The 24,888-nt window shown below is 58.2% G+C and carries 26 protein-coding genes; 10 read left to right on the top strand and 16 right to left on the bottom strand.

All coding sequences use genetic code 11. The annotated features are described in order from the left end of the window. Positions 1 to 25 precede the first annotated feature (25 nt). On the bottom strand, positions 26 to 769 hold the full coding sequence (locus GS611_RS02030; protein WP_171631455.1) for a DUF3445 domain-containing protein: 744 nt from the start codon (positions 767 to 769) through the stop codon (positions 26 to 28). Between the two features lie 123 nt (positions 770 to 892). Between GS611_RS02030 and dddP the strand changes: the two genes are divergently transcribed. Continuing rightward, a complete protein-coding gene (dddP, locus tag GS611_RS02025; RefSeq protein WP_171631452.1) occupies positions 893 to 2,236 on the top strand; it encodes a dimethylsulfonioproprionate lyase DddP in 1,344 nt (447 codons plus the stop codon). A 10-nt stretch (positions 2,237 to 2,246) separates the two neighbouring features. Here the strand turns inward: dddP and GS611_RS02020 are convergent, their stop codons facing one another. After that, positions 2,247 to 2,441 (bottom strand): hypothetical protein, encoded by a 195-nt coding sequence (locus tag GS611_RS02020; RefSeq protein ID WP_171631450.1) that lies wholly within the window; start codon positions 2,439 to 2,441, stop codon positions 2,247 to 2,249. A gap of 275 nt (positions 2,442 to 2,716) precedes the next feature. Between GS611_RS02020 and GS611_RS02015 the strand changes: the two genes are divergently transcribed. Continuing rightward, the gene (locus GS611_RS02015) at positions 2,717 to 3,931 is read left to right on the top strand and encodes a bifunctional alpha/beta hydrolase/OsmC family protein (protein WP_171631447.1); all 1,215 of its coding nucleotides are present in this window, start codon (positions 2,717 to 2,719) and stop codon (positions 3,929 to 3,931) included. A 30-nt stretch (positions 3,932 to 3,961) separates the two neighbouring features. Here the strand turns inward: GS611_RS02015 and GS611_RS02010 are convergent, their stop codons facing one another. The 3 genes from GS611_RS02010 to GS611_RS02000 form a co-directional block, all read right to left on the bottom strand. Then, entirely contained in the window at positions 3,962 to 4,282 is a 321-nt protein-coding gene (locus GS611_RS02010) for a hypothetical protein (RefSeq protein WP_171631445.1), read from the bottom strand. 10 nt (positions 4,283 to 4,292) lie between these two features. Beyond that, positions 4,293 to 4,853: a hypothetical protein gene (locus tag GS611_RS02005; RefSeq protein ID WP_171631443.1), complete on the bottom strand. Its 561-nt coding sequence runs from the start codon at positions 4,851 to 4,853 to the stop codon at positions 4,293 to 4,295. A 174-nt stretch (positions 4,854 to 5,027) separates the two neighbouring features. Then, a complete protein-coding gene (locus GS611_RS02000; protein WP_171631440.1) occupies positions 5,028 to 5,360 on the bottom strand; it encodes a hypothetical protein in 333 nt (110 codons plus the stop codon). Between the two features lie 88 nt (positions 5,361 to 5,448). On the opposite strand from GS611_RS02000, the gene purB reads away from it, so the two are divergent. The 4 genes from purB to GS611_RS01980 all read left to right on the top strand — a co-directional run bounded on the left by purB (position 5,449) and on the right by GS611_RS01980 (position 9,901). After that, the gene (purB, locus tag GS611_RS01995; RefSeq protein WP_171228076.1) at positions 5,449 to 6,753 is read left to right on the top strand and encodes an adenylosuccinate lyase; all 1,305 of its coding nucleotides are present in this window, start codon (positions 5,449 to 5,451) and stop codon (positions 6,751 to 6,753) included. Between the two features lie 373 nt (positions 6,754 to 7,126). Then, the gene (locus GS611_RS01990) at positions 7,127 to 7,669 is read left to right on the top strand and encodes a tetratricopeptide repeat protein (protein ID WP_171631438.1); all 543 of its coding nucleotides are present in this window, start codon (positions 7,127 to 7,129) and stop codon (positions 7,667 to 7,669) included. 96 nt (positions 7,670 to 7,765) lie between these two features. Beyond that, positions 7,766 to 8,839: a flagellar motor switch protein FliG gene (locus GS611_RS01985; protein WP_253284963.1), complete on the top strand. Its 1,074-nt coding sequence runs from the start codon at positions 7,766 to 7,768 to the stop codon at positions 8,837 to 8,839. A gap of 138 nt (positions 8,840 to 8,977) precedes the next feature. After that, positions 8,978 to 9,901 (top strand): lysophospholipid acyltransferase family protein, encoded by a 924-nt coding sequence (locus tag GS611_RS01980; RefSeq protein ID WP_171631433.1) that lies wholly within the window; start codon positions 8,978 to 8,980, stop codon positions 9,899 to 9,901. Here the strand turns inward: GS611_RS01980 and GS611_RS01975 are convergent, their stop codons facing one another. Further along, positions 9,902 to 10,603 (bottom strand): thioredoxin family protein, encoded by a 702-nt coding sequence (locus tag GS611_RS01975; RefSeq protein WP_171631431.1) that lies wholly within the window; start codon positions 10,601 to 10,603, stop codon positions 9,902 to 9,904. It abuts the gene before it with no gap. 224 nt (positions 10,604 to 10,827) lie between these two features. Between GS611_RS01975 and acnA the strand changes: the two genes are divergently transcribed. From acnA to GS611_RS01960, 3 genes are all read left to right on the top strand, one after another. Then, positions 10,828 to 13,518, top strand: coding sequence for an aconitate hydratase AcnA (gene acnA, locus GS611_RS01970; protein WP_171631429.1), 2,691 nt, complete (start codon positions 10,828 to 10,830; stop codon positions 13,516 to 13,518). Positions 13,519 to 13,638: 120 nt separating this feature from the next. Then, positions 13,639 to 15,141, top strand: a complete 1,503-nt coding sequence (locus tag GS611_RS01965) for a BCCT family transporter (protein WP_171631427.1) — start codon at positions 13,639 to 13,641, stop codon at positions 15,139 to 15,141. A gap of 139 nt (positions 15,142 to 15,280) precedes the next feature. Beyond that, positions 15,281 to 15,982: an SDR family NAD(P)-dependent oxidoreductase gene (locus tag GS611_RS01960; RefSeq protein ID WP_171631424.1), complete on the top strand. Its 702-nt coding sequence runs from the start codon at positions 15,281 to 15,283 to the stop codon at positions 15,980 to 15,982. A gap of 29 nt (positions 15,983 to 16,011) precedes the next feature. Here the strand turns inward: GS611_RS01960 and GS611_RS01955 are convergent, their stop codons facing one another. The 10 genes from GS611_RS01955 to yajC all read right to left on the bottom strand — a co-directional run bounded on the left by GS611_RS01955 (position 16,012) and on the right by yajC (position 23,009). Beyond that, complete coding sequence (locus GS611_RS01955; protein WP_171631422.1) at positions 16,012 to 16,551, bottom strand: DsbE family thiol:disulfide interchange protein; 540 nt, start codon at positions 16,549 to 16,551, stop codon at positions 16,012 to 16,014. After that, a complete protein-coding gene (ccmD, locus tag GS611_RS01950) occupies positions 16,544 to 16,702 on the bottom strand; it encodes a heme exporter protein CcmD (RefSeq protein ID WP_171631420.1) in 159 nt (52 codons plus the stop codon). Before ccmD ends, GS611_RS01955 begins: the two co-directional genes overlap by 8 nt. Beyond that, complete coding sequence (locus GS611_RS01945) at positions 16,699 to 17,472, bottom strand: heme ABC transporter permease (protein WP_152458361.1); 774 nt, start codon at positions 17,470 to 17,472, stop codon at positions 16,699 to 16,701. Before GS611_RS01945 ends, ccmD begins: the two co-directional genes overlap by 4 nt. A gap of 61 nt (positions 17,473 to 17,533) precedes the next feature. Beyond that, a complete protein-coding gene (gene ccmB / locus GS611_RS01940) occupies positions 17,534 to 18,190 on the bottom strand; it encodes a heme exporter protein CcmB (protein ID WP_171631417.1) in 657 nt (218 codons plus the stop codon). Continuing rightward, a complete protein-coding gene (ccmA, locus tag GS611_RS01935) occupies positions 18,187 to 18,801 on the bottom strand; it encodes a heme ABC exporter ATP-binding protein CcmA (RefSeq protein WP_171631399.1) in 615 nt (204 codons plus the stop codon). Before ccmA ends, ccmB begins: the two co-directional genes overlap by 4 nt. 144 nt (positions 18,802 to 18,945) lie before the next feature. Continuing rightward, positions 18,946 to 19,299: an Mth938-like domain-containing protein gene (locus GS611_RS01930; protein WP_171631397.1), complete on the bottom strand. Its 354-nt coding sequence runs from the start codon at positions 19,297 to 19,299 to the stop codon at positions 18,946 to 18,948. 12 nt (positions 19,300 to 19,311) lie between these two features. Then, the gene (locus GS611_RS01925) at positions 19,312 to 20,076 is read right to left on the bottom strand and encodes a sulfite exporter TauE/SafE family protein (RefSeq protein WP_371732213.1); all 765 of its coding nucleotides are present in this window, start codon (positions 20,074 to 20,076) and stop codon (positions 19,312 to 19,314) included. Then, the gene (secF, locus tag GS611_RS01920) at positions 20,057 to 21,025 is read right to left on the bottom strand and encodes a protein translocase subunit SecF (RefSeq protein WP_171115306.1); all 969 of its coding nucleotides are present in this window, start codon (positions 21,023 to 21,025) and stop codon (positions 20,057 to 20,059) included. The genes GS611_RS01925 and secF overlap by 20 nt, the downstream gene beginning before the upstream one ends. 1 nt (position 21,026) lies before the next feature. After that, positions 21,027 to 22,688, bottom strand: coding sequence for a protein translocase subunit SecD (gene secD, locus GS611_RS01915; RefSeq protein ID WP_171631395.1), 1,662 nt, complete (start codon positions 22,686 to 22,688; stop codon positions 21,027 to 21,029). 33 nt (positions 22,689 to 22,721) lie between these two features. Beyond that, on the bottom strand, positions 22,722 to 23,009 hold the full coding sequence (yajC, locus tag GS611_RS01910) for a preprotein translocase subunit YajC (protein ID WP_117868574.1): 288 nt from the start codon (positions 23,007 to 23,009) through the stop codon (positions 22,722 to 22,724). A gap of 201 nt (positions 23,010 to 23,210) precedes the next feature. Between yajC and GS611_RS01905 the strand changes: the two genes are divergently transcribed. Next, positions 23,211 to 24,875: a mechanosensitive ion channel family protein gene (locus tag GS611_RS01905; RefSeq protein ID WP_171631392.1), complete on the top strand. Its 1,665-nt coding sequence runs from the start codon at positions 23,211 to 23,213 to the stop codon at positions 24,873 to 24,875. Positions 24,876 to 24,888: the final 13 nt, after the last annotated feature.

Genomic DNA, 24,888 nt, shown 5'->3' with positions numbered 1-24,888 from the left:
AAGACCCTCCTAGGAGGCCCCGCCATCAGGCGGGGTTTTCCGTTTTTGGGATCGCGTTTGCGGCCAGAACGTATGTGTGGATGGAAAACACGACCGCGTTGGTTTTCGGCAAACGCAATAGCGTCTGCCGCTCGCTTCGCAGATAAGACGCTTGACGCCGGTCCCGTATTTTGCGCGGCTCACTTGCACTGCGAGGCTGGAACAGCTCCGGGTCTTCGTACCACAGGGCGTTGAATCGCCAAAGCGGGCGACCGGGTTGAATACCGTCAAATAGCCTCTGCACCCGTTTCGCGACATTGGCGTCATAGCTTTCCACGGGCACGTGGATATCAATCAACGGTCGCATGAATTTCTCGGACAGGCGCCAACTGGCAGGGAAACACAGGATGGCACCCGTCAGAACATGCTCATTTCCCCGTTTCTGAAGGATGCAGAAGTCCTCTTGTACCAGCCTGCACAGCGTATCAAGCGGACAATCCCGATCGATCGCGACGGATACGCCATCCGGCCTTGCGGCCTCTGCCCCGGCCGTGGGATATGTCTGTGTCAACACCAGATCCAGCAACTCTTGCGCGGCAGGTTTGGCCCCAGAATCAAGCGCAAGAACATCGTCGCGCCGCTCAGCCAGAATTTCTTCGCGGCGCCGCATCTGGTCGGCAAAAGCCTCATCCTGATCTAGCCAGCTTTCCATGGTTGCCGGTTGAATACCCGGCAAAGCGCGTGGGCTTTCGACATCATACGGAATCTTGTTTTGCAGAATACGAGCCATGCTGGAGGCTTAGCATGCGCAACTTTTCTTGTCGGTCGAAAACGACAACCTCGCCGTCGCATTTTTCTCAGACGATTGGTTGTGGCGGATGAATTGTAATTGGAACAAGCAATGAGGCCAGCCATGAACCAGCACTATCGAGACACGCGCAAGATAGACCCCAGCCGCGGCACGACATTGGGCGATGGTACGCCGAACGAAAATGACCGGATCGAGATTGGGCCGACGCAGCTTGCGTTTGACGAGTGGGCCGCTGCGGGGCTGGAACTTCCCAATCTGGCACGGATGCGGGAACACCGCTGGAAGAGGCTGACACAGGCCATTGTGGACCGCGGCTATGGCGGCTTGCTGATTTTTGACCCGCTGAATATCCGCTATGCCACCGACAGCACGAATATGCAGCTGTGGAACACCCACAATCCGTTTCGGGCGGTTCTGCTGTGTGCGGATGGCTATATGGTGATCTGGGATTACAAGAACTCCCCCTTCCTCAGCACCTTCAACCCGCTTGTGCGCGAGCAGCGCTCGGGCGCTGACCTGTTCTACTTCGACCGGGGCGACAAGGTTGACGTGGCCGCAGATGTGTTCTCGAACGAAGTACGCGTACTGATCGAAGAACACGGCGGCGGCAACATGCGCCTGGCCGTCGACAAGATCATGCTGCACGGATTGCGCGCGCTCGAGGCGCAGGGGTTCGACATCATGGAAGGCGAAGAGCTGACCGAGAAGACCCGCGCCGTCAAAGGGCCCGACGAAATCCTGGCCATGCGCTGCGCCAGCCATGCCTGCGAAACTGCGGTTGCCGAAATGGAACGGTTTGCCCGTGCCAATGTCGGCGACGGCAAGACCTCGGAAGATGATATCTGGGCTGTTCTTCACGCCGAAAACATCAGGCGTGGCGGTGAGTGGATCGAAACCCGTCTGCTGGCTTCGGGCCAGCGGACCAACCCGTGGTTTCAGGAATGCGGCCCGCGGATCACCCAGCAGAACGAGATCATCTCGTTCGACACTGACCTGATTGGTTCTTACGGGATTTGCATCGATATTTCCCGCAGTTGGTGGATCGGCGATCAGAAGCCGCGTGAGGACATGATCTATGCCATGCAGCACGCCCATGAACACATCATGACCAATATGGAGATGCTCAAGCCCGGCGTGATGATCCCTGAACTGACCGCAAATTCCCACCGGCTGGACAAGAAGTTCCAGGCGCAGAAATATGGCTGCCTGATGCACGGCGTCGGCCTTTGCGATGAATGGCCGTTGGTTGCTTATCCGGACAAGGCGGTTGAAGGGGCCTACGATTATCCGCTGGAACCCGGAATGGTCTTGTGTGCCGAAGCCTGCGTGGGCGAAGTGGGTGGCGATTTCAGCATCAAGCTGGAGGATCAGGTTCTCATAACCGAAGACGGATATGAGAACCTGACGAAATACCCCTTCGATGCCCGGTTGATGGGGCTCGAGTGAGGCCGGCGCCTCATTCTGACCAATGAGACCGGCGCACGTTGCCGTGCCAGTCTTCGACAGTTGGACTTACCTGAGCCTGCGGCCCGCTGAAAACTGCGGGCCGGGATTGCCCGACGGCAAAACCCACGAGGCCAGCCAGAACAATCGCCATGACTGTACTGGGTAGTATCTTTGGAAGATGTGCGGCAACGTCTGCATGTGCCATCTGCGTCTCCTTTATCAATTGCTGTAGGCCGTAGATGGGCTTGATTGCAACATAAGTGAAACGAATGTTTGTTTCATGTATTATCACAAACATTGATGACGCGCCGACCACCCCCAAAATAGCGGCCGCGCCTGTCACCGCCCGGGGCATCTTTCGGATTGCAAGGCGCTCGCTTGGTTCTCACCTTCCCGTGACGCGTTTGACATAAGGGTTGTGACCCGGCGGGCTTGACCACAGTATTGGGGATGTTTCCCCGAACCGTTCAAGGAGCCGACATGCCCACGGAACGCATCACTTTTGCCGGACATGACGGCAGCCAATTGGCCGCGCGGCTGGATTTGCCGGATGGTCCGGTCCTTGCGACGGCCCTGTTTGCCCATTGCTTCACCTGTTCCAAGGACATACCTGCGGCCCGGCGCATTTCGGCCCGCCTTGCGGCCATGGGAATTGCAGTGCTTCGGTTCGACTTTACCGGCCTGGGTCATTCCGAAGGAGAATTCGCCAACACGACCTTCACGTCGAATGTCGAGGACCTGATCTCGGCCGCGCAATATCTGGCCGGACGAAACATGGCCCCTGCCCTGCTGATCGGTCACTCGCTTGGCGGCGCGGCGGTTTTGCGGGCGCGTGCCGGAATTCCGACGGTCAAGGCCGTGGTCACCTTGGGCGCACCGGCGGATCCCGGCCACGTGTCCCATCATTTCGAGGATGCCCTGCCCCAGATCGAACAGCAGGGCAGCGCCGAGGTCACCTTGGGCGGGCGCCCGTTTCGAATTGGCAAAGCGTTTGTGGACGACATTGCGGGGTCGGCCCTGTCTGCCTCGATCGCTGGTCTCAAGGCCGCTTTGCTGATCCTGCACGCTCCTCGGGACGAAACGGTCAGTATCGACAACGCAAGCACCATCTTTCTGGCTGCAAAGCACCCAAAAAGCTTCGTCACCCTCGACGATGCCGATCACCTGATCACACGGGCCTCTGATGCTGAATATGCCGCGGATGTCATCTCGGCTTGGGTTTCGCGCTATCTGAAACTTTGCCCACCCGCGCCGCCCCCGGGTGCGCCGGAAGGTGTCGTTCGCGTAACAGAAGTGGATCCGAATGGCTTCATGCAGGATATTCAGGCAGGCCCGCACCATCATGCCGTTGCAGATGAGCCTGCCTCTTATGGCGGCACGGATAAGGGCATGTCGCCTTATGGCTTTGTCTCATCCGGCCTCGGCGCCTGCACGTCCATGACGATAAGGATGTATGCGCGCCGCAAAAAATGGCCGCTGACCAGTGTCAGCGTCGATGTCTGCCATGACAAAGTTCATGCTCAGGATGCCGGTTTGGCAAATGAAGGCAAAGTGGATCAGTTCCGCCGCAAAATCCGCCTGAACGGCCCGCTTGATCAGGAACAAAAACAGCGCCTGCTGGAAATCGCAGACAAATGCCCGGTTCACCGGACACTTGAAGGCTCGGCGCATATCACGACCGAACTTCTTACCTGAGAGAAGGCCGCCGGACAGGCGGCCTTTTGATTATCTGCGGCGTGGTGCCGGACGATGGATCGGTGGCCGCGCGGCAGGTGGCCGGGCCACCGGGGGTCGCGGCCGCGCAGGAGGTTTGGCAACCGGTGGATTCGGGCGCTCGGGACGCACGGGTCGATCTGGGCGGTCCGGGCGGTTGATATCAACATTCACATCGACATCGCGATAGTAGTCGTTCCACAGCATCGAGTCATAGAACGGGTCATACCCGTATCCGACGCCGACCGTTACGCCGTCACAGGCCGACAACGTCAAAGTCGCGGCCCCCAGCCCCAATGCGAGGGAAATCCGTTTAATCAGTCCAATGCGCATCTTGCCCCCCTCACAGAAGCGACCGGAACGACGCGAAAACGGCGTTCAAGTCTTCGGCGAAATCCGGGTCTGCCCCATCCCGCAGGATGGCAACAGCTATGGCGACACGGTTGCGCGGCAAGTCAATGACAGTGGCCGTGAAGTTCACCCCCTTGCCATCGCGGCGCCCTGTCCCCCGAAAGACACGGGCGGGCAACCCGCCGATGCGGATGTCGCTGGTGCTGGTAAGGGTCGGGTCGTTGACCAGAAACTTGTCGATATCCTGCAAGTAGCGGACCCCATCCTGAATGGTCGCAACCCCTGAAGGTGAAACAAACCCCATCCAGACGTTGTCGTCCGTTACGGGACGCAGCCCCATGACCCGAGCCACCGCACGCGGATCATCCAACCCGGCGTCTTCGATCTCACGCGGGCCGCCAGTGCGCAGCACCCAGAAATCTGGCACGTCGAACCGAAACAGGGCGCGACCATCCTCGGTATATGTCACCGGTGTGTCGGCCAGTGCTGATCCTGCCCCACCCAGCCAGACAGCGGCGCAAGCGGCAAGAATTGGAGATGATAATAAACGCATATTTCAATAACCTGATGATTTCTTCACCCTCAGCTTGACCGCTGAAAGCGCGACTTGTCCAGCACTGCGTTGCAAAGACCCAGAAAAACCGCGTTCCGGTATTTCCCTTCCCCGCACGTGTCATCTGCCTCTTGCAAGCATCACGCCCCAATTTTTCAGACAAATACATGAAATCTATTGCGCATAGACCCCGACGGTCTGGCCGCCCGCATCATCAACGAAACGGATCGCGTCCCCATTTCGCCAGACGTCGTAGCAGGCCCACAAATCGGCAGGTGGCCATGTCGAGCAGTATTGATCCCCTCTCACCGCCCAGCGCCCGACACTGGGCCCGCCCGAGAAATACTGCGTGGTCATGCTGGCTTCGAAAACCTGCCAAACACCCGAGCCGTATTCCAGCTTCTTGCCGGCCAAGGCTGACAGGATTTCCTCTCCGGACAGTTTCTGGAAGTCTCCGGCCACCAAAACAACCGGCCAAAGAGCGAAAATCAGGGCAAACCGTCTCATACCTGCTCTCACATCTTGTTCCCTTGCGCACAGGCGGCTAAACCCCGCGCCAACGCCTCATCCCAATCACATAAAGGTGCTGCCGCCAATGATTCCCCGTTATTCCCGCCCTGACATGGTTGCCATTTGGTCGCCCGAAACCAAGTTTCGCATCTGGTACGAAATCGAGGCGCATGCCTGCGATGCCATGGCCGATCTGGGCGTGATCCCGCGCGAGAATGCAGAAGCCGTTTGGAAAGCCAAGGACGTGGAATTCGACGTCGCCCGTATCGACGAGATCGAAGCCGTAACCAAGCATGACGTCATCGCCTTTCTGACCCATCTCGCCGAACATGTCGGCAGTGAAGAGGCCCGGTTCGTGCACCAGGGCATGACCAGTTCAGACGTGTTGGACACCTGCTTCAACGTCCAGCTGACGCGCGCGGCGGACCTTCTGATCGCCGATCTCGAAGGGCTTTTGGCAGCGCTCAAGCGCCGTGCGTTTGAACACAAGGACACCGTTCGCATCGGCCGCAGCCACGGTATCCACGCAGAGCCTACGACAATGGGCCTGACCTTTGCCCGGTTCTATGCCGAGATGGACCGCAACCTGTCCCGTATGCGCGACGCCCGCGCAGAAATCGCAACCGGGGCCATCAGCGGCGCCGTCGGCACATTCGCCAATATCGATCCCGCCGTCGAGGAACATGTCTGTGACAAACTGGGCCTTGTGCCCGAACCGATCAGCACCCAAGTGATCCCGCGTGATCGCCATGCGGCCTTCTTTGCGACGCTTGGCGTCATCGCCAGCAGCATCGAAAACATCGCCATCGAAATCCGCCACATGCAGCGGACCGAGGTTTTGGAAGGCGCAGAATTCTTCTCGATGGGCCAGAAAGGCTCGTCGGCCATGCCGCACAAGAAAAACCCGGTACTGACCGAGAACCTGACCGGGCTGGCCCGCATGGTACGCGCGGCAGTGATCCCGGCAATGGAGAATGTCGCGCTCTGGCATGAACGCGACATCTCGCATTCCTCGGTCGAGCGCATGATCGGTCCGGATGCCACGATTACACTGGATTTTGCGCTGGCCCGTCTGACCGGTGTGATCGACAAGATGCTGATCTTCCCCGAAAACATGCTGGAAAACATGAACAAATTCCCCGGTCTTGTCATGAGCCAGCGTGTTCTTCTGGCCTTGACCCAGGCAGGGGTCAGCCGTGAGGACGCCTATGCCATGGTCCAGCGCAACGCGCTGAAGGTTTGGGAACACCGCACCGATTTCAAACAGGAACTGCTGGCGGATGCCGATGTAACGGCCGCGCTCAGCCCCGAAGAGATCGAAGAGAAATTCGACCTCGGCTATCACACCAAACACGTTGATACGATCTTCGCCCGGGTATTTGGCGAATAAGGTACGTCTCGACGCCGACTTCACACGGCCCGGTCTGCAATGCGCAGGCCGGGCCTTGTTTTTTGCCAGACTGCCCGAAATCGGTTATTCTGCGAATGATTTTTGGGGAGAGGCACCATGATCCGTACCGTTCTTTGCTCACTTGCACTTGTTTGTGTGGCATCTGCCGGCCTTGCATGCAGCGGGCATTCCAAACAGACGCAATCCTGCGCACCCGGCACAACCTGGGACACTGAAATGCAAAGCTGCACGAAATCGGTCAACAGCTGACGAATTTCTGTCCGACTTGTGAATAAAAGCAACCGTTCCACTGTTAGCTTTTTTGTAGATCGCACTATGATTTTGTGAGCAGCCCCGAGAACGGAGTAAGAATATGCGCCTTTTGTTAGCTTCAGCCCTCGCTTTGCAGGCCTTCGCCTTTGCCCCTGTGGTCCACGCCGCAGGCGGCGACAGCAGCAGCCCGCCGAAACCGACGAATACGACCAAGAAATGTTTGTTCGGTCGGGTCTATGACGAAGCCAGAGGCCGGTGCGTCAAACCCAACAAAACCAACCTGTCGGAAGATCAGCTTTACGACGCCGTCCGCGAACTGGCCTTTGACGGGCAATACGGGCACGCGCAGGATATCCTGCGGATCATGGATCAGGACGACGACCGTGTGCTGACCTATTGGGGCTTTACCTACCGCAAGATGGGCGAGCTGGAGCTGGCGAACGTCTTTTACCAGAATGCCATCAATGCCAATCCCGACAATCTTCTGGCGCGCAGCTACATGGCGCAAGGCTTTGTAACCGAAGGAAAAACCGATCTGGCGATCGAGCAATGGCGTGAGATCAAAGCCCGCGGCGGCGAAGGGACCTGGGCCGAGACGTCTCTGCGCGAGGCTATCCGGACAGGGTTTACCTACAGCTACTGAGCTTCAGGGTTATTTAACCCGACTCCCGTTAATCTGCCCGTGGTTCGGAAAATTTGGCACTACGGGCAGATGCAGGACACAAACGCTTTGATACAAATGGCAAATGGGGGGTCTGCCCCACTTGCCGCGGGGGATGAACACGCGCCGCAAGTTGTTCCGCGCACATTGACCGGTCAGCAAAAAGCGGCCGTTGTCGTGCGCCTTCTGTTGAACGAGGGCGCCGATATTCCACTTGAGGAACTGCCTGACGACCTGCAAGAGAAATTGACCCATCAACTTGGGCAAATGGGCCTTGTGGATCGTGTAACCCTGGGCGCAGTGGCCCAGGAATTCAGCGACGCTCTGGACAATGTCGGGCTGGCTTTTCCACATGGGCTTGCAGGTGCATTGGATGCGGTGAACGGAAAGATCGCACCATCGACGGCCGCGCGCCTGCGCAAGCTTGCCGGGGTGCGCCAGATCGGCGATCCTTGGCAACGCCTGCGTGACATACCCGTTGAGGATCTTGCCAAAATGGCCCAAGCGGAAAGCACCGAGGTGGCGGCCGTCATGCTTTCAAAGATGGATACCGCACAGGCGGCGCAGATGCTGGCCCATATGCCGGGCCCGGTTGCGCGGCGCATTACCTATGCCATCTCGAAAACAACAATTGTCACCCCCGAAGCGGTTGAACGTATTGGCTGGTCGCTGGCCGCGCAACTGGATCAGCGGCCTGCTCAGGCTTTCGACAATGGTCCGGGCGCACGCGTGGGCGCGATCCTGAACCAGTCGGCGGCCGCGACACGCGACGACTTGTTGAACGCATTGGACGAGGACGACGCCGAATTTGCGGATCTGGTACGCCAGTCGATCTTTACCTTTGCCCATATCCCAAGCCGTATCACGGCCCGCGATGTTCCCGCCATCCTGCGTGAAGTGGAACAGCCGGTTCTTGTCACCGCACTGGCAGGTGCCGCCGCGGATGATGACAAGGCATCCGTTGAATTCATTCTGTCAAACATTTCGTCCCGCATGGCCGACAATCTGCGCGAGGAAATGGCCGAACGTGGGCGCGTCAAACAATCGGAAGCCGAAGATGCCATGACACAGGTGGTGGCCGCCATTCGCATTCTGGTCGATGCCGGTTCCATTGTTCTGATCGAAAACGATGACGAGGAAGATGCAGCTTGACCCCGCGAACCCGCGGGTATTGCGCGATCCGGCCACCTGCTGCGGGTTCAGGTTTTCCGCCCGTCTGAGCGCTTGAGCTTGCAGGCATCGGGCTGTATGTCTTTCTCAGCAATTCGCAACACGCGGTGAGACACCTCCATGCCCGTTGAAAAGTCGGAGCTCAGCCGGTTTGAGCTTGGGAAATACTATGTCGCCAACCTGTTTCTTCAGGGGGTCATCCGCGTTATGCGCATGCTTCCCTATGAGCGGCGTATTGCAACGATGGGGGCTATCGTGCGGTTTCTGGCACCTGTTGTCGGGTTTCGCAAACGTGTCCGTCGGAATCTGAAGCTGACTTGCCCGGACTTGCCTGAAGCCGAAGTCAGGCAGATCTGCCGCGATGTGCCGGACAATGCCGGTCGTGCGATCATGGAACATTTTTCTCCGGAAGACTTTATCGAACGGCAGAGCAAGGCCAAGATTTCTGGGCCAGGTATCGCTGCATTTGACGCGGCTGTTGCCGAGGGGCGCCCGGTCATGATGATTACGGCGCATTTCGGTCACTACCTTGCAGCGCGCATCGCCTTGCAGACATACAGCGGTCAGCCCATCGGCTGCCTGTATCGGCGGATGGCCAACCCGTATTTCAACGACGCTTATGTCGAAGCTTTCTACAAGACAGGCGCCCCGATGTTCGAACAGGGGCGGCGCGGTATGGTCGAGATGGTGCGCTCGTTGAAAAAGGGTGGGATCATTGCCATCGTTTCAGATCTTCACGCAATGGGCGGTGAAGAATTGATGTTTTTCGGTAAACCCGCAGTGACATCCGTGCTGAACGCCGAGTTGGCCATCAAGTACAATGCCGAGCTGATTCCGTGTTACGCAGTACGTCAGCCCAACGGTCTTGATTTTGAGATCGTTCTGCACGAACCGGTTCCGCACACCGACCCAAAAACCATGACCCAGTTCACCAATGACGATCTGGAAAAGATGGTGCGGCAGCATATGGGGCAATGGTTCTGGATTCACCGCCGCTGGAAACACTGGAACGGGTTGGGCATCAAACCGGAAGAGATGCCCTGATCACCTGACCCGGGTGGCGGCAACAATCGGCCCTTCCCCGGCCCTTTGAACCAGAACGACAGCAGGCAGGTCCAAACCAAGCTGAACCGCGAAAGTTTGCTGCGCAGTTCCATCCCACTGCCCTGCAATCTGCCAGGCCTCAACAACATTGGCATAGTCCAGCTCGTGCCCGGCCAGTTCTCCACGACGGATCGAAGCGTGCCGCATGGGCGAATACTGAACCACATGCACGTCATAGGTGTCGCCTTTCGGCAACTCGACGGGCGTCACATCCACTGTCACCTCATCGGCTGAGCGCACGGCCGTCACAAGCGCTTCGGGTGCTGCCTTCAGATGTGCTTCGATCAATCGATCAAGCTCCCGGGCTTGCGCTCCGACGATGTCGTGCTGCCCGTTGATCACCATCTGCGGGGTGTAGATCATGGAACGCCCCCCCTCGCGGGCATAAGCTCGCTGCCGAAGCGTATGATCGGGGTCTGCGTATTCGTCCTTCCACCCGATATAGTCCCAGTAGTCGACATGCAAAGCCAGCCCTATGACATCGTCGCGCTTGGCCAGATCATGCATGATCCGATCTGCCGGCGGGCAGGATGAACACCCCTGAGACGTGAACAGCTCGACCACAACCGGGTCTTCCTCGGCCGCAGCCTGTGCCGCCACAAGGCAGGAAAACACGGTGGTCAAGGCAATGGATCTGAACATGAGAACTCTCGGGTTGGGCGGTTGGATCTCAGGGATAGCTGCTTTGTCACTCAACGGCCAATCAAGGTTTCTTGAGGCTTTGACGCATTCCCTCCGCGAAAAAGTGTACAATAGTATACAAATTTCCCTTCCGGCGCGTGTTCAACCTTGAACACGGGGCCTTGGTGATGCAGATAACACTCAGCAAATCCCAATATCCAAGTCATTTGAGAGGGAGGCCACAGATGCCCATCAAAGTCGGACAGGATACCGCCAATACGCGCCGCAGTCTGAGCGTGAATGGTAAATCCATTTCCTATTATTCGATCCCCGCCGCGCAAGAGGCCGGTCTGGGCGATTTCTCGAAACTGCCTGCCGCACTCAAGGTGGTGCTGGAAAACATGTTGCGGTTCGAGGATGACGGGTTCTCGGTCTCGGTCGATGACATCAAGGCTTTTGCCGAATGGGGTGCCAACGGTGGCAAAAACCCTCGTGAAATCGCCTATCGCCCTGCCCGGGTACTGATGCAGGATTTCACCGGTGTTCCCGCCGTGGTGGATCTGGCCGCGATGCGGGACGGCATCAAGGCGTTGGGCGGCGACGCGCAAAAGATCAACCCGCTGAACCCTGTCGATCTGGTCATCGACCATTCGGTGATGATCGACGAATTCGGCAACCCGCGCGCGTTCCAGATGAATGTGGACCGTGAATACGAACGCAACATGGAACGGTACCAGTTCCTGAAATGGGGTCAGGGTGCATTCAACAACTTCCGCGTTGTCCCCCCCGGCACCGGCATCTGCCACCAGGTGAACCTTGAATATTTGGCCCAGACCGTCTGGACCGACACCGACCAGAACGGTGAAGAAGTCGCCTATCCCGACACGCTGGTCGGCACCGACAGTCACACCACCATGGTCAACGGCATGGCCGTGCTGGGCTGGGGTGTCGGCGGGATCGAGGCCGAGGCCGCGATGCTGGGTCAACCGATCTCGATGCTGATCCCCGAGGTCGTGGGCTTTGAGCTGACCGGTGATCTGGTCGAAGGCACCACCGGCACCGACCTGGTTCTGAAGGTCGTGGAAATGCTGCGCGAAAAAGGCGTTGTCGGCAAGTTCGTCGAATTCTACGGCGAAGGCCTGGATCGTCTGCCGCTGGCCGACCGTGCGACCATCGCCAACATGGCCCCGGAATACGGCGCGACATGCGGCTTTTTCCCGATTGACGGCGAAACGCTGCGCTACATGCGCAACACCGGCCGCGACGAGGATCGCATCGCGCTGGTTGAAGCCTACGCCAAGGAAAACGGTTTCTGGCGCGATGAAAACTATGCGCCGATCTACACCGACACCCTGACCCTGGATATGGGCACGATTGTTCCGGCAATCTCGGGGCCCAAACGCCCGCAGGATTATGTTGCGCTGACTGACGCCAAGGCCGCATTCGCCAAGGAAATGGCCGAGACCTTCAATCGCCCGATGGGCAAACAGGTCGAGGTCAAAGGCGAAAACTATGGCATGGAATCGGGCAAGGTCGTGATCGCCTCGATCACGTCCTGCACCAACACGTCGAACCCTTACGTGATGATCGGAGCGGGCCTCGTGGCGCGTAAGGCAGCCGCGCTGGGGCTGGATCGCAAGCCTTGGGTCAAAACCTCACTGGCACCGGGGTCGCAGGTTGTGTCCGCTTACCTCGAGGCCGCGGGCCTTCAGGAGGATCTGGACAAGATCGGCTTCAACCTCGTCGGATACGGCTGCACCACATGTATCGGCAACTCGGGGCCGATTCAGAAAGAAATCTCGGAGGCCATTGCGGAAGGCGATCTGGTCGCCACTTCGGTCTTGTCCGGCAACCGCAACTTCGAAGGCCGCATCTCGCCCGACGTGCGCGCAAACTATCTGGCTTCGCCGCCTCTGGTCGTCGTGTACGCCCTGGCAGGCACCATGGACATCGACCTGACGTCCGAACCGATCGGTCAGGACAAGGACGGCAACGACGTCTATATGAAAGACCTCTGGCCAACGCAGCAGGAGGTCGCGGAACTGGTCGAACAGACTGTCACGCGCGAAGCGTTCCAGTCGAAATACGCCGACGTCTTCAAAGGGGACGAGAAATGGCAGTCGGTCGAAACCACCGATGCGGAAACCTATGACTGGCCGCCGACATCGACCTATATCCAGAACCCGCCCTATTTCCAGGGCATGGGCCCCGAACCGGGCACGATTTCCAACATCGAAGGCGCCAAGGTTCTGGCCATTCTGGGTGACATGGTCACGACCGACCACATCTCACCTGCTGGGTCATTCGCAACGACCTCGCCCGCAGGCCAGTACCTGATCGAACGTCAGGTTCAGCCGCGTGAATTCAATTCATATGGTTCACGCCGCGGCAACCACGAGGTGATGATGCGCGGAACTTTCGCCAACATCCGCATCAAGAACGAGATGCTGGACGGCGTCGAAGGCGGTTACACCAAAGGCCCGGACGGTGAACAGACGTCAATTTATGACGCCTCGATGGCCTATCAGGCGAACAGCACCCCGCTGGTGGTATTCGGTGGCGAGCAATATGGCGCGGGCTCAAGCCGCGACTGGGCGGCCAAGGGCACGGCGCTGCTGGGCGTCAAGGCCGTTATCGCCGAGAGCTTTGAGCGTATCCACCGTTCGAACCTTGTTGGCATGGGGGTCATTCCGTTCGAGTTTACAGGTGGCGACACCCGCAAAACCCTGGGGCTGAAAGGGGATGAAACCGTTTCGATTCACGGGCTGGATACGATCGAGCCGCTACAGGAAGTCCCGTGCACCATCGTTTATGGCGATGGAACCGAAAAGACCATCACCCTGAAATGCCGCATCGATACCGCGCCCGAGATTGAATACATCGAAAACGGAGGCGTGTTGCATTACGTCCTGCGCAATCTTGCGAAGGCATCATAACCGATACCAAAGCGTGCAATTCAAACCCCCGGCCACCCGCCGGGGGTTTTTTTGTATTCTGGTCATTTATTCGAAAACCTGAAACTGTTGGGCAAGGTCATCAACGGAAAACCATTCGCCATGAAGAAACCCAACGCCCTGCTGGTATGTTCGCTCAGCGTAATTGCCGTGGTCGGGATATGGGGTGTCGTGGACATTCAAAGCCTGGTGACCTGGGCAAGCGGCATCGTCCAGCAGACCTTCCACAGCCGCGGCTGGTTCGTGATGCTCGCCGCTTCGGGCATGTTGATCGGATGCCTGTTTCTGGCATTTTCACCCTATGGAAACATTCGCCTCGGCCGGGATGACGAGGAGCCAGAGTTTTCCACCGCCACATGGATTTCAATGTTGTTCTCCGCCGGTATGGGCGTCGGCCTGCTGTTTTGGGCTGTGGCGGAACCGCTGACCCATTTCAACTTCATCTCCGGCATGGCGCCGGATTTCATCGCGGCGCAGCAGGCGATGCTGGCGACAAATTTCCATTGGGGGCTGCATGCCTGGGCGATTTATGGCTCCACCGCGCTGACAATTGCCTATTTCAGCTTCCGGCGCGGTACCGGGATGATGGTCAGTGCGCCGATCAAAAACCTGTTTCCCGGCAAACGCTGGGCTGAACGTGTCGGGTGGCTTTCGGACTTCATGGCGATCATCGCCATTGCCATTGGTGTCGGTGGCTCCATGGCCATGGGCGTGTTTCAGGTGGCAGACGGCATCGCAGTGCTGGGCAGTCGGGAAACGGTCGGCGCCCTTTTGATTGGTGTCGTGTTTCTGGCAATGGTTGCTGCGTATATCCCGGCACTCATGATCGATCTGGGCCAAGGCATGGCGCGCCTGTCCAATGCCGCCATGCTTATCGCAATCGGCCTTGTTGCCTACACGGTGGTCCTTGGCCCCACCGAATACCTTCTGAATACCGTCGTTCAGGGGTTCGGCGACTATGTCACCAATGTCATCCCCAGGGGATTTCAGACCTTCACGTTCTTCGGCGATGACGTCACCAGATGGTTCAGCGACTGGACCCTTACCTACATGGTCTGGTGGATTGCCTGGGGCCCGTTCGTGGGCGTCTTTGTCGCGCGTATCTCTCGCGGTCGCACGATACGGGAATTCGTGATCGGCGTCCTGTTCGCCCCCACGCTGTTTTCAATCCTCTGGTTCGGTACCTTTGGTGGCATTGGCCTGTTCGAGGCACTTAATGGTGCGGGCGAACTGCTGGCCTATACGCAAACAAATATCGAACGCGTGACCTTCGCCCTGCTCGACCGACTTCCACTTTCCGTGATCACCACGCTTGCAACGGTACTGGCCGCCTTTCTGTTCATCGTGACCAGCGTCGTAAGCGCAGCCTTTGTTCTGGGCACCTTCTCGACGGGCGGGGACGAGAACCCACCGCCGCGTGTGCGTCTGATCTGGGGGGGATTGCTGGGACTGCTGAGCGTTGCAATGATCCTTTCGGGATCCGTGGACTCGGTGAAGATCCTCATCTCGCTTGGCGCATTGCCCTTTGTCTTCATTTCGGTCCTGCTGATGGTGTGCCTGTTCCGCGGGCTCAGAGAGGAGGGCCAACGCAATGCTGATCGGTGATCTCACAGACACATTGATGAACCTTGTCACCTTCGCGTTCATCGCGGCAATGCTCTGGATATTGCTGCGCAAGTGACCGCATTCCGGCAGCGCAAAAATCAACGTTGAATCCTGGGCGCTTTGCCGGTCATCTGAGTTCATGGAAAAAGTAGCACTGATAACCGGTGGTGCCCGTGGAATTGGGCGGGCAATAGTCGAAGACCTGCGCGGTGATCACCGTGTCGCCTTCACCTGGTTGGCCAGCCACCCCGATTCAGAATTGCTGAAAGGCGACGTTCTGACGATTCAGTCTGACCTTACAAAAGACAACCAACCCACCCGGGTGGTCGAAAAGGTCATTGATCACTTCGGGCGACTGGACGTGATCGTAAACAATGCCGGTCTTGTTCGCTCCACTCCGAAACAACAGTTTCAGGCCGCGGACCATCGCGCCATTCTTGACCTCAACGTGCTGGCCCCCGCCGCGTTGCTTGCTGCGGCATTGCCGCATCTGAAACGCGGCGCTTCGATCGTCAGCATCTCATCGATGAACGCAACATTGCCACCGCGGGACGCCGCGACCTACGGGGCAAGCAAAGCCGCGCTGAACCTCTGGACGCGCGCCATGGCAAAAGAGCTTGGCCCGGACGGAATCCGCGTCAACGCGGTTGCACCGGGTGCCATCAACATCCCCGAAGCCCCCCGCCCTGACGATCTGACATCGCTCTTCGTCAGGGAAACGGCGCTGGGCCGGATCGGAACTCCGGAAGACATCGCCAGGGTCGTTCGGTTTCTGACCTCGGACGCGGCGGGATTCGTAACCGGAGAGGTCCTGGGCGTGACCGGAGGCTATCGCTTGTAAGGCGGCTTAAACCTCGTTTTCCAAATTGCTCAACCGCCCGCAGCCTTTTCCAACGCCGGACGCAGAGTGTTTTCAATCACCCGCTGCGTAATCGGGCCGGCAAAGCGCAAAATGATCGTGCCGTCGCCATCAACCACATAGGTTTCGGGAACGCCGTAAAGGCCCCAATCCAATGCCATGCGACCTTTCTCATCACGTCCAATCGCGGCGTAGGGATCGCCAAGCTCGGTCAAAAAGGCTTGGGCGTTGTCCAACTGGTCTTTGTAGTTGACGCCATAGACCGGGATGCCTTCGGCGGCCAGAGCCTCCAGATTGGGATGCTCGGCACGGCATGGCGCGCACCAGCTGGCCCAGTAGTTTACCAGCTTGACCTCTCCATCCCGCAGCGTGGCATCATCAAACAGCTTCTTTTCCGGGAACTCGCTCAGAACCACGGGCGGAGCCGGTTGGCCTTCGCGGGCAGAGGGCAACGCGTTGGGGTCTTCACGGAACATACCGATCCCGGCCAACACGGCGAAAGCGCCAAAAATCAAAGGCGGCGCGATCATCAGGGGCGATATCTTAGCCATTTCGCGAAATCCTTTGTTCGATCTTTTCCATTTCAGTGCGTACCCTTCGCCCTCGCATTACGCTGAACACGATCAATGCCACCAGCAGTATGATGGACACGGCATAAGACGACAAAACCGCGTCAGCATATTTTCCAAGATCGGGGATCATCCGCCCACCCTTTCCCGCGCCTGCAACGCCTTGATGCGCCGCGCGCGGATTTCAGTTCCGGTGCGGTACAGCACCAAAGCGATGAACAGCAGTACAAATCCGATGATGCACAGCAACAGCGGATAGAAGTAGATATTGCTGACTTTCTCTTCCGTATCGGCCCCGGTCACGGCTGCCGCGCGCATGACCGATGCGCCCTGATGCAAGCCCTGGTTCCAGAAGTTGACCGCATATCGGCTGAGCAGCGCGAACACGGATCCGACCAGACACAGAACCGAGGTCAGGTCCGCCGCAGTGTCCGGATCCTCGATGGCTTCCCACAATGCGACATAGCCAAGATAGAACAGGAACAGGATCAGAAACGACGTCAGACGCGGATCCCACGCCCACCAGGTGCCCCACATGGGCTGTCCCCAGATCGCCCCGGTCAGCAACGCAATCAAGGTCATCACGATCCCGATCGGCGCAGCCGCCCGTGCCGCCAGCGCGCTGACATGATGACGTCGAACCAGCCAGACCAGAGAAGTTGCCAACATCATCAGCCAGCAATTGATCGCCATCAGTGCCGCCGGGACGTGCAGATAGATGATCTTGACCGTCGACCCTTGTTTATAGTCGTCCGGCGTGAAGAAGAACCCCCAGACCAGCCCGACGACGATGCAGAAGATCGAGACGATCCAGAAAAACGGCAGGACACGTTCACTGGTCGCAAGAAACTTGCGCGGGTTGGCGTATTCCCAGAGGGCATTGGCTTTGGCTGCTATCGACATGGGCCCTATCTAGTCCGAGTTGGGGGTATTCTCAATTGACATCAGTCAAAGTTGGGGCGGTTCACCGCAGATTGATACGTAACACAGCCGCGCTGGCAAAGGGCAACAACGCGATGGTGGCCGCCGTGATCCCCGCCAGCATCAACAAAGACGTCTGCACGTCCATCCCCGTTGCCCCACGCCGGGCGACCTCGGCCCCGAAAATCAGGGTGGGGACGTAAAGCGGCAGCACCAAGAGCGACAACAGCAACCCGCCGCGCTTGAGACCGACGGTCAGGGCAGCACCGAATGTTCCGATCACGCTCATGGCCGGGGTGCCGATCAGCAGCGAGATGACAAGCCAGAAGAACCCCTGCGCAGGCAGGTTCAGCAGGACCCCCAGAAAAGGTGCGGCCAGAACCAAAGGCAGGCCTGTGGTCAGCCAGTGGGCCAGCGCCTTAATGGTCACGACTGATTCCAGCGGCAGCGGCGCCGTGGCCAGCAGGTCCAGCGATCCGTCCTCCCAGTCCAGCGCCAGAAGACGGTCAAGAGACAGCAGGCAGGCCAGCAACGCCCCCAGCCAGAGCACACCCGGCGCGATGGTGGTCAGCAGTGACGATTGTGGCCCCACTGCAAACGGCACCATCACAGTCACGATCAGGAAAAAGGCCAATCCCAAACCAAACCCGCCACCCGCTCGGAAGGCCAGTTTCAGGTCGCGCAGCAGAAGGGCGATCACAGGAAACCTCCGTCGAAATCGTCAATGGGTTTGGGTTTGGCCTTGTTCGGGCCGACGTCCAGAACCTCGCCATCCAGACCAAGGTCGATATGGGTCGCGATCAGGGCTGACCCACCCTGCCCCAGATGCGCGCGGACTGCATCGGCGAACATTTGCACCGCATTTCTGTCCAGCGAAACGGTCGGCTCGTCCAGCATCCAGATCGGCCGCCCGGTGACCAGCATGCGTGCCAGCCCCAGCCGCCGTTTCTGACCGGCCGACAGGTACCCCGCATGGCGATCCGACAGCTCGTTCAACTGGAACGCGTCCAGCGCCGTCTGGATGCCGTTGGTGCCAAAGACAGAAGCCCAGAACGTCAGGTTCTCGGATACAGTCAGCGTCGGTTTCAGCCCGTCCGAATGGGACGCATATGCAATCTGGTCTTCCGCGCTCTGGATCTGACCCTTCAGCGGCGGCTGCAACCCGGCCAATGTGCGCAGAAGGGTCGTTTTGCCGATCCCGTTCGGCCCACGCAGAATCAGCGCTTTGCCCGGAGGCAGCTGAAAGCTGAGATGCTCCAGGACGGGAATGCCACCACGGGTGATCGACAGGTCGGTTACAATCAGAGTCATGAGACCCGCTTATCGGAATGTCATCAAAGGCAAAAGGTGGGATTTGCCGCAGTTCGGTTGTGGGAGCTTTGAGCAGAGAGGTCCGAGTGAGGGGCCAGCCCCTCACACACCCCGGGATATTTTCGGCCAGATGAAGGGATCCCGTCAGACCGGGATCAGAGCAAGCGCTATTCGGCGACCTTCAGAGAGCAAGACATTGTAGGTGCGGCACGCAGCCGGAGAATTCATGATTTCGACGCCGACACCGGCACTCTCCAACCGGGTGCGCAAAGACTGGGGAATGTGGGCCATGTCTTTGCCAGTGCCGACAAGCAGAACGTCAATTTCATCAGCCAGTTCCAGAAGTGGTTGCGCATCTTCATAACCGCCCCAGATGGCAGGTCCTGCGGGGCCGGTCAGAACTGCGCCTTCGAACACATCACCGCCAATGCGGAAAAAACCGGGGCCGTAGCCATCAACCGGCTTGGCATCCGAAAACGTAACTTGGTTGAGGCGCATTCCTTCCCTCCTTCAATCCAGGATCGGCAAACCGGACACGACTGCTATCAGAATGACCGAATAAGCCGCAGTGCGATAGATCCGTTCGAGCTTTGGATCGAACAGAGCCTTGCCGATCAGTGTCGTGGTCAGATAGGGCAAGCCCAGCAGCAGGACAATCCAAAGGATCGACAGATCCGCAGCGCCTCCGATCAGGATGCTGAAGACGATGGCCACGTCCAGCAAAGCCAGAAAGATGATCGTGTTGGCACGAATCTTGCGCACATCTGAAGAGCTGGCCAGATAGAATACGATAACGACCGGGCCGGTCAGTCCGGTCATGCCACCGATCACGCCTGCGCTGCCTCCGATGGCCATCCGTCCGGGCACACCCAGCCGTCCCTGCCAGCGCCAGCCAGTGACGATCGCCAACAGGGTCACGCCGGTGATACCGCAGGCAATCCAGCGCAGAACGACCGTGTCGGCCTGTGCCATGACCCAAAGGCCAAGCGGCACGGTCAATGCCGCTGCAACGCCCAAAGTGCTGATTTCGGTCTTGTCGCATTCACGCCATGCCTGCGGCGCCAGCGCAAAAGTCGATACGATCCCGGTGGCTGCCATCAGAAAGACGACATCGGCAATCGGCAGAAATTGAGTGGCCACCGGAACAAAGATCATCGCGGTGCCAAAACCAGTGAAGCCGCGGACAAGTCCCGCGGCTCCTATGGTAAGAACCAACCAACCCAGCCCCGGCAGGGACAAGGCCTGTTGCAACGCCTCAGGCATCAATATTGGCAAACTGGTTGCCCGCCGTGTTCGACGGCTTGGACCAGTCGCGCTTGACCCCCAGCCACAACAGGATGGTCGAAGCGACGAAGACCGATGAATAAGTGCCCACGATCACGCCCCAGATCATCGCGAACACGAAGCCGCGGATCACATCGCCGCCCAGAACATAAAGTGAGATCAACGCCAGCAACGTCGTGACCGAGGTCATCACCGTCCGGCTGAGCGTCTCGTTGATCGAAATGTTCAGCACCTCTTTGAGGTCTTTCTTTTTGTACTTCCGCAGATTCTCTCGCACCCGGTCGAAAACGACCACGGTGTCGTTCAGCGAATAACCGACGATGGTCAGAAGGGCCGCGATAATGGCCAGATCAAACCGGATTTGCAGTTCCGAGAAGATGCCGATGGTCAGGATTACATCGTGAACCAGTGCCGCCACGGCCCCCAGCGCAAACTGCCATTCGAACCGTAGCCAGATATAGACAAGCACCGCGCCAATCGCCAAAGCCACCGCGATGACGGCGGTCTGGATCAACTCGCCCGAGACCTTGGGGCCGACGGATTCTACGGAGACGAACTGAATATCAGGTATTACCTGCTGCAACGCGTCCTCTACGGCGGTGATGGTCGCTGCTTCGACAGCCTCGGCATCTTCCTGCGCCTGGATGCGGATCATCGCAACGTTTTCGTCATCCGCAAAGGTTGGATCGAAAATCTCGGTGATGGTCACATCGCCCAGTTCCAGCGGGGCGATGGCATCTCGGTATGTGCCCACATCGATCTCTACCGCGCTTTGCGTCCGGATCGTCGTGCCACCCCGGAAATCAATACCGAAATTCAGCCCTTGCAGCATGAACGAGGTGAAGGCAATCACCATCATCAGGCCGGAAATGCCCAACCAGACCTTCCAGCGGTTGAAGAAATCGAACGAGGTGTTCTGGGGTACGAGTTTCAGTCTCATGTCAAACCTCGATCGTTTTCGGACGGCGGCGTTCGAACCACATCACGACCATCAGGCGCGTCACGAAGATCGCGGTGAAAACCGAGGTCAGAATGCCGAGGCCCAGAGTGATTGCAAAGCCGCGCACCGGGCCACTGCCCATGGCAAACAGGATCACGGCGGTGATGAATGTGGTCACGTTCGCATCCAGAATGGCAGACAGCGCCTTTTCATAGCCCAGTTCGATTGCGCGCGCCGGACCTTTGGCGGATTTCAATTCCTCGCGGATACGTTCAAAAATCAGCACGTTGGCGTCCACCGCCATACCGACTGTCAATACGATCCCCGCGATACCCGGCAGGGTCAAGGTTGCTCCGATCATGGATAGCAGACCGAACAACAGGCCCACATTGATGATCAGCGCGATGTTGGCGAAGATCCCGAACAGACCATAGCTGAGCGCCATGAAAACCAGTACTGCCACAAAGGCCACGATTGTGGCGACTTTGCCCGCGTCGATACTGTCCTGCCCCAACTCGGGTCCGATGGTACGTTCTTCGAGGAACTCCAGGCCGGCAGGCAGTGCGCCCGCTCGCAGCAGGACGGCCAGATTGGTGCTTTCCTCAACCGTAAAGTTGCCGGTGATGATGCCTGAACCGCCCGGAATATGACTTTGGATCACGGGGGCCGAAATTACCTCGTCGTCCAGAACGATGGCAAAGGGGGCTCCGATATTGTCGCGGGTATAATCCCCGAATTTGCGCGCACCAGACGTGTTGAACCGGAAATTGACCGCAGGGCGACCGTTTTGGTCGAATGCGGGCTGCGCATCGACCAGTTCCTCTCCGGTAACGACCGGAGCGGATTCAATTGTGTAGTAAACACCGCTTTCGTCAATCGACGGCACAATTTCTTCGCCGATGCCTGCAACGGCATCCGGATTGGTGCCGCGTCCGGCGACCGGGTTAAAGGTCAGTTGCGCCGTCGTGCCGATGATCTCTTTCAACTCACCCGCGCTGCCGATGCCAGGCACCTGAATCAGGATACGATCGGCACCCTGACGCTGAATGGTCGGCTCTCGGGTGCCCACTTCGTCGATCCGGCGACGGATGATTTCCAACGATTGACGCACTGTGCGGTCGTCTGAGGCCAGTTTTTCTGCCTCGGACAACTGAACGACAATCGTGTCGCCTTCGGCACGTGCCTCGATATCCGTTGCCCCGACACCGGTCAGGGTCTGCACTTGACGGGCAAGACCGCGCACGACCTCCAGTGCCCGCGCCATGCCCTCAGGCTGGCTGATGCGCACGCGAATCTCATCTGGGGCCGATTCCTGACGGCGGACCGTCCCGACGGTCGAGCGCTCATCGCGCAGGGCGTCACGGATATCTGGCCACATCGCCTCCATCCGGGATTCGTAGACGTCCTGCACCTGAACTTCGGCCAACAGATGTGCACCGCCGCGCAGGTCAAGGCCCAGATTGACCAGCGACGAGGGCAGCCAGTTCGGCCATTGCCCCGCCTCGACCTGCAACTCGGGCGTATCCACGCCCAGCTCGATCGCGGCTTTGGCGTCGTTTGATTGCTCGACCCGTGTGTAAAACGCATTTGGCAGGGCCATGATCAGGCCAGTCACGCAGACCAGCCAGATCAGAACCCGCTTCCAGGTATCAATGTGCAGCATTACCCTGCCTTTTCAAGGATTTGTAAGGTGGTGTTATTTCGCGGGTTCGGTTTTGTTCAGAACCTGGGCGATGGTCGATTTGACCACACGCACTTTGACACCTTCGGCGATCTCGACTTCGATCTCGTTATCGCCTTCCTTGACCTTCGACACTTTGCCGATCAGCCCGCCCTGGGTGACAACCTGATCCCCCCGACGCACGGCATCGACCATGGCCTGATGTTCCTTCATTTTCTTCTGCTGCGGACGGATCAGCAGGAAATACATGATCGCAAAGATCAGGATCAGCGGGAGAAACTGGGCGATTGCGCCACCTTCCATGGGATATTCCTTTGTTCAGATCTTGCGGCACCGTTCCGCAAATTTTGCCGGAACCTATGCTTTGAAATGCGTGTTTGCAAGCAAAGGTGGTCATGTGATCGGCCGCAACCTGAGAAAGGTGCCACACGAACCGGTAAATCGTTGCAGATATGTTCTATGCAGGTATTTCAAATTGGCTATAGTCGAACATCAGGGGGGGCAATGAGAGCTAGATACAAACCATTCCAATCGTTGACGCTTTTGCTGTCCTTGCTGAGCTTGATCCTGTGTCTGGCCGCGCCGGTGAAGGCCCAGGAATTGCCTGCCGAAGCCACCGAACCCGAGGCGGAAGAAACCGAAAGTTTCAAGGCGCCCGTCATCGTGGACGGCGACATGTTGTTCTTCCTGCGCGGCTCCAGCGCTCTGCCCGCGCCGGAACGTGCCGAAAGCGTGCAGAACAAGATTATTGAGGTGGCCGAAGCCTCTGAAAGCCCCACCGTCGACATCACCTTTGAAGAAACCGACCTAGGCATACGCATTCGCGCCGACGGTGAAATCGTATCGATCGTGACGCTTGCAGACGCCGAACTGGATCAGATGGAGCTGGACGTCCTCGGCTTACTGCATGGTCAGGCCATCGAAGAGGCCATCCTTGCCTACCGCTCCAACCGTACAGATCAAGCCCGGGTATCCGGAGCGATTGAGGCCGCTGGATGGACCTTAGGCTTTGTCGTCTTCGTGCTGGTTATCCTTTGGCTTCACCGGCGGATCAGGCGGCGCACTCTGAAACTGGTAAAGCGTTATTTGAAGGATGTCGAAACGGCGACGGCCAAAAGCGTTCAGGCCGAAGCAATCGCCGCCCTGATCCGATACGGGCTGAATTTTGCCCTGTTGGTCATCTTCTTTCTCGGCTTCTACTACTACCTGTCCTTCGTTCTACTGGCCTTTGCGGAAACACGCTATTTCGCGCAACTGCTGCTGACCTATCTGACAGAACCGGTACTGCTGATATTCAAGGGAATACTCAGCTATATCCCAAACCTGATTATGCTCAGCCTAATCGCATGGGTCACGTTGTACATAATCAAGGGCATGCGCGTGTTCTTCGACGCGGTCGAAGCCGGTTCGTTCGAAATGGGCGATTTTGAAAAACACTGGGTCAATCCGACGTTCAACATCGCTCGGGTTATCGTGATTCTGATCGCGCTCGTCTTTGCCGTTCCCTACATTCCCGGTTCGGATTCGGCCGCCTTCCAGGGTCTGACCATTCTGGTCGGCGCCATGCTGTCGCTGGGTGCCAACTCGGTCGTGTCCAACATGCTGGCGGGGCTTTTCGTGATCTATCGCCGCTCCACGTCAATTGGCGACCGCATTCAGATCGGGGACCATATCGGCGACGTGGTTCAGATCAAACTGATGGAGACGCATCTGAAATCCATCAAGAACGAGCTGATTTCGATCCCGAACGCTCAATTGATGAATTCGGATGTTGTGAATTTCTCGAAGAAAACCGATGGCAGTGGGTTGCTGCTGCACACGACGGTTGGCATCGGATATGAAGAACCGCCCGAAAAGGTCGAAGCAATGCTGATCGAGGCGGCCAACCGCACCAAGGGCATCAAGGCCAAACCTGAACCTTTCGTACTGTGGACGGCGCTGGCCGACTACGCCATCAATTATCAGATCAACGGTTACACCACCCGCGGCAGCATCATTCCCAAAATCCGCTCGGACCTGCATCGCAACATTGTCGCCGTTTTCAACGAGAACAAAGTGCAGATCATGACGCCATCTTACATGGCTGATCCGCCAGAACCAAAAATCCCGGCGGATGAATGGGATGGACATCTGGCACATGAATCGCACGAGGAAGCGGATAAGTCGTAACCGGCGCTACACC

Origin of the sequence: Ruegeria sp. HKCCD6119, from assembly GCF_013110585.1 — a bacterium.
Classification (GTDB): Bacteria; Pseudomonadota; Alphaproteobacteria; order Rhodobacterales; family Rhodobacteraceae; genus Ruegeria.
This window is presented reverse-complemented; position numbering and strand designations above follow the sequence as displayed.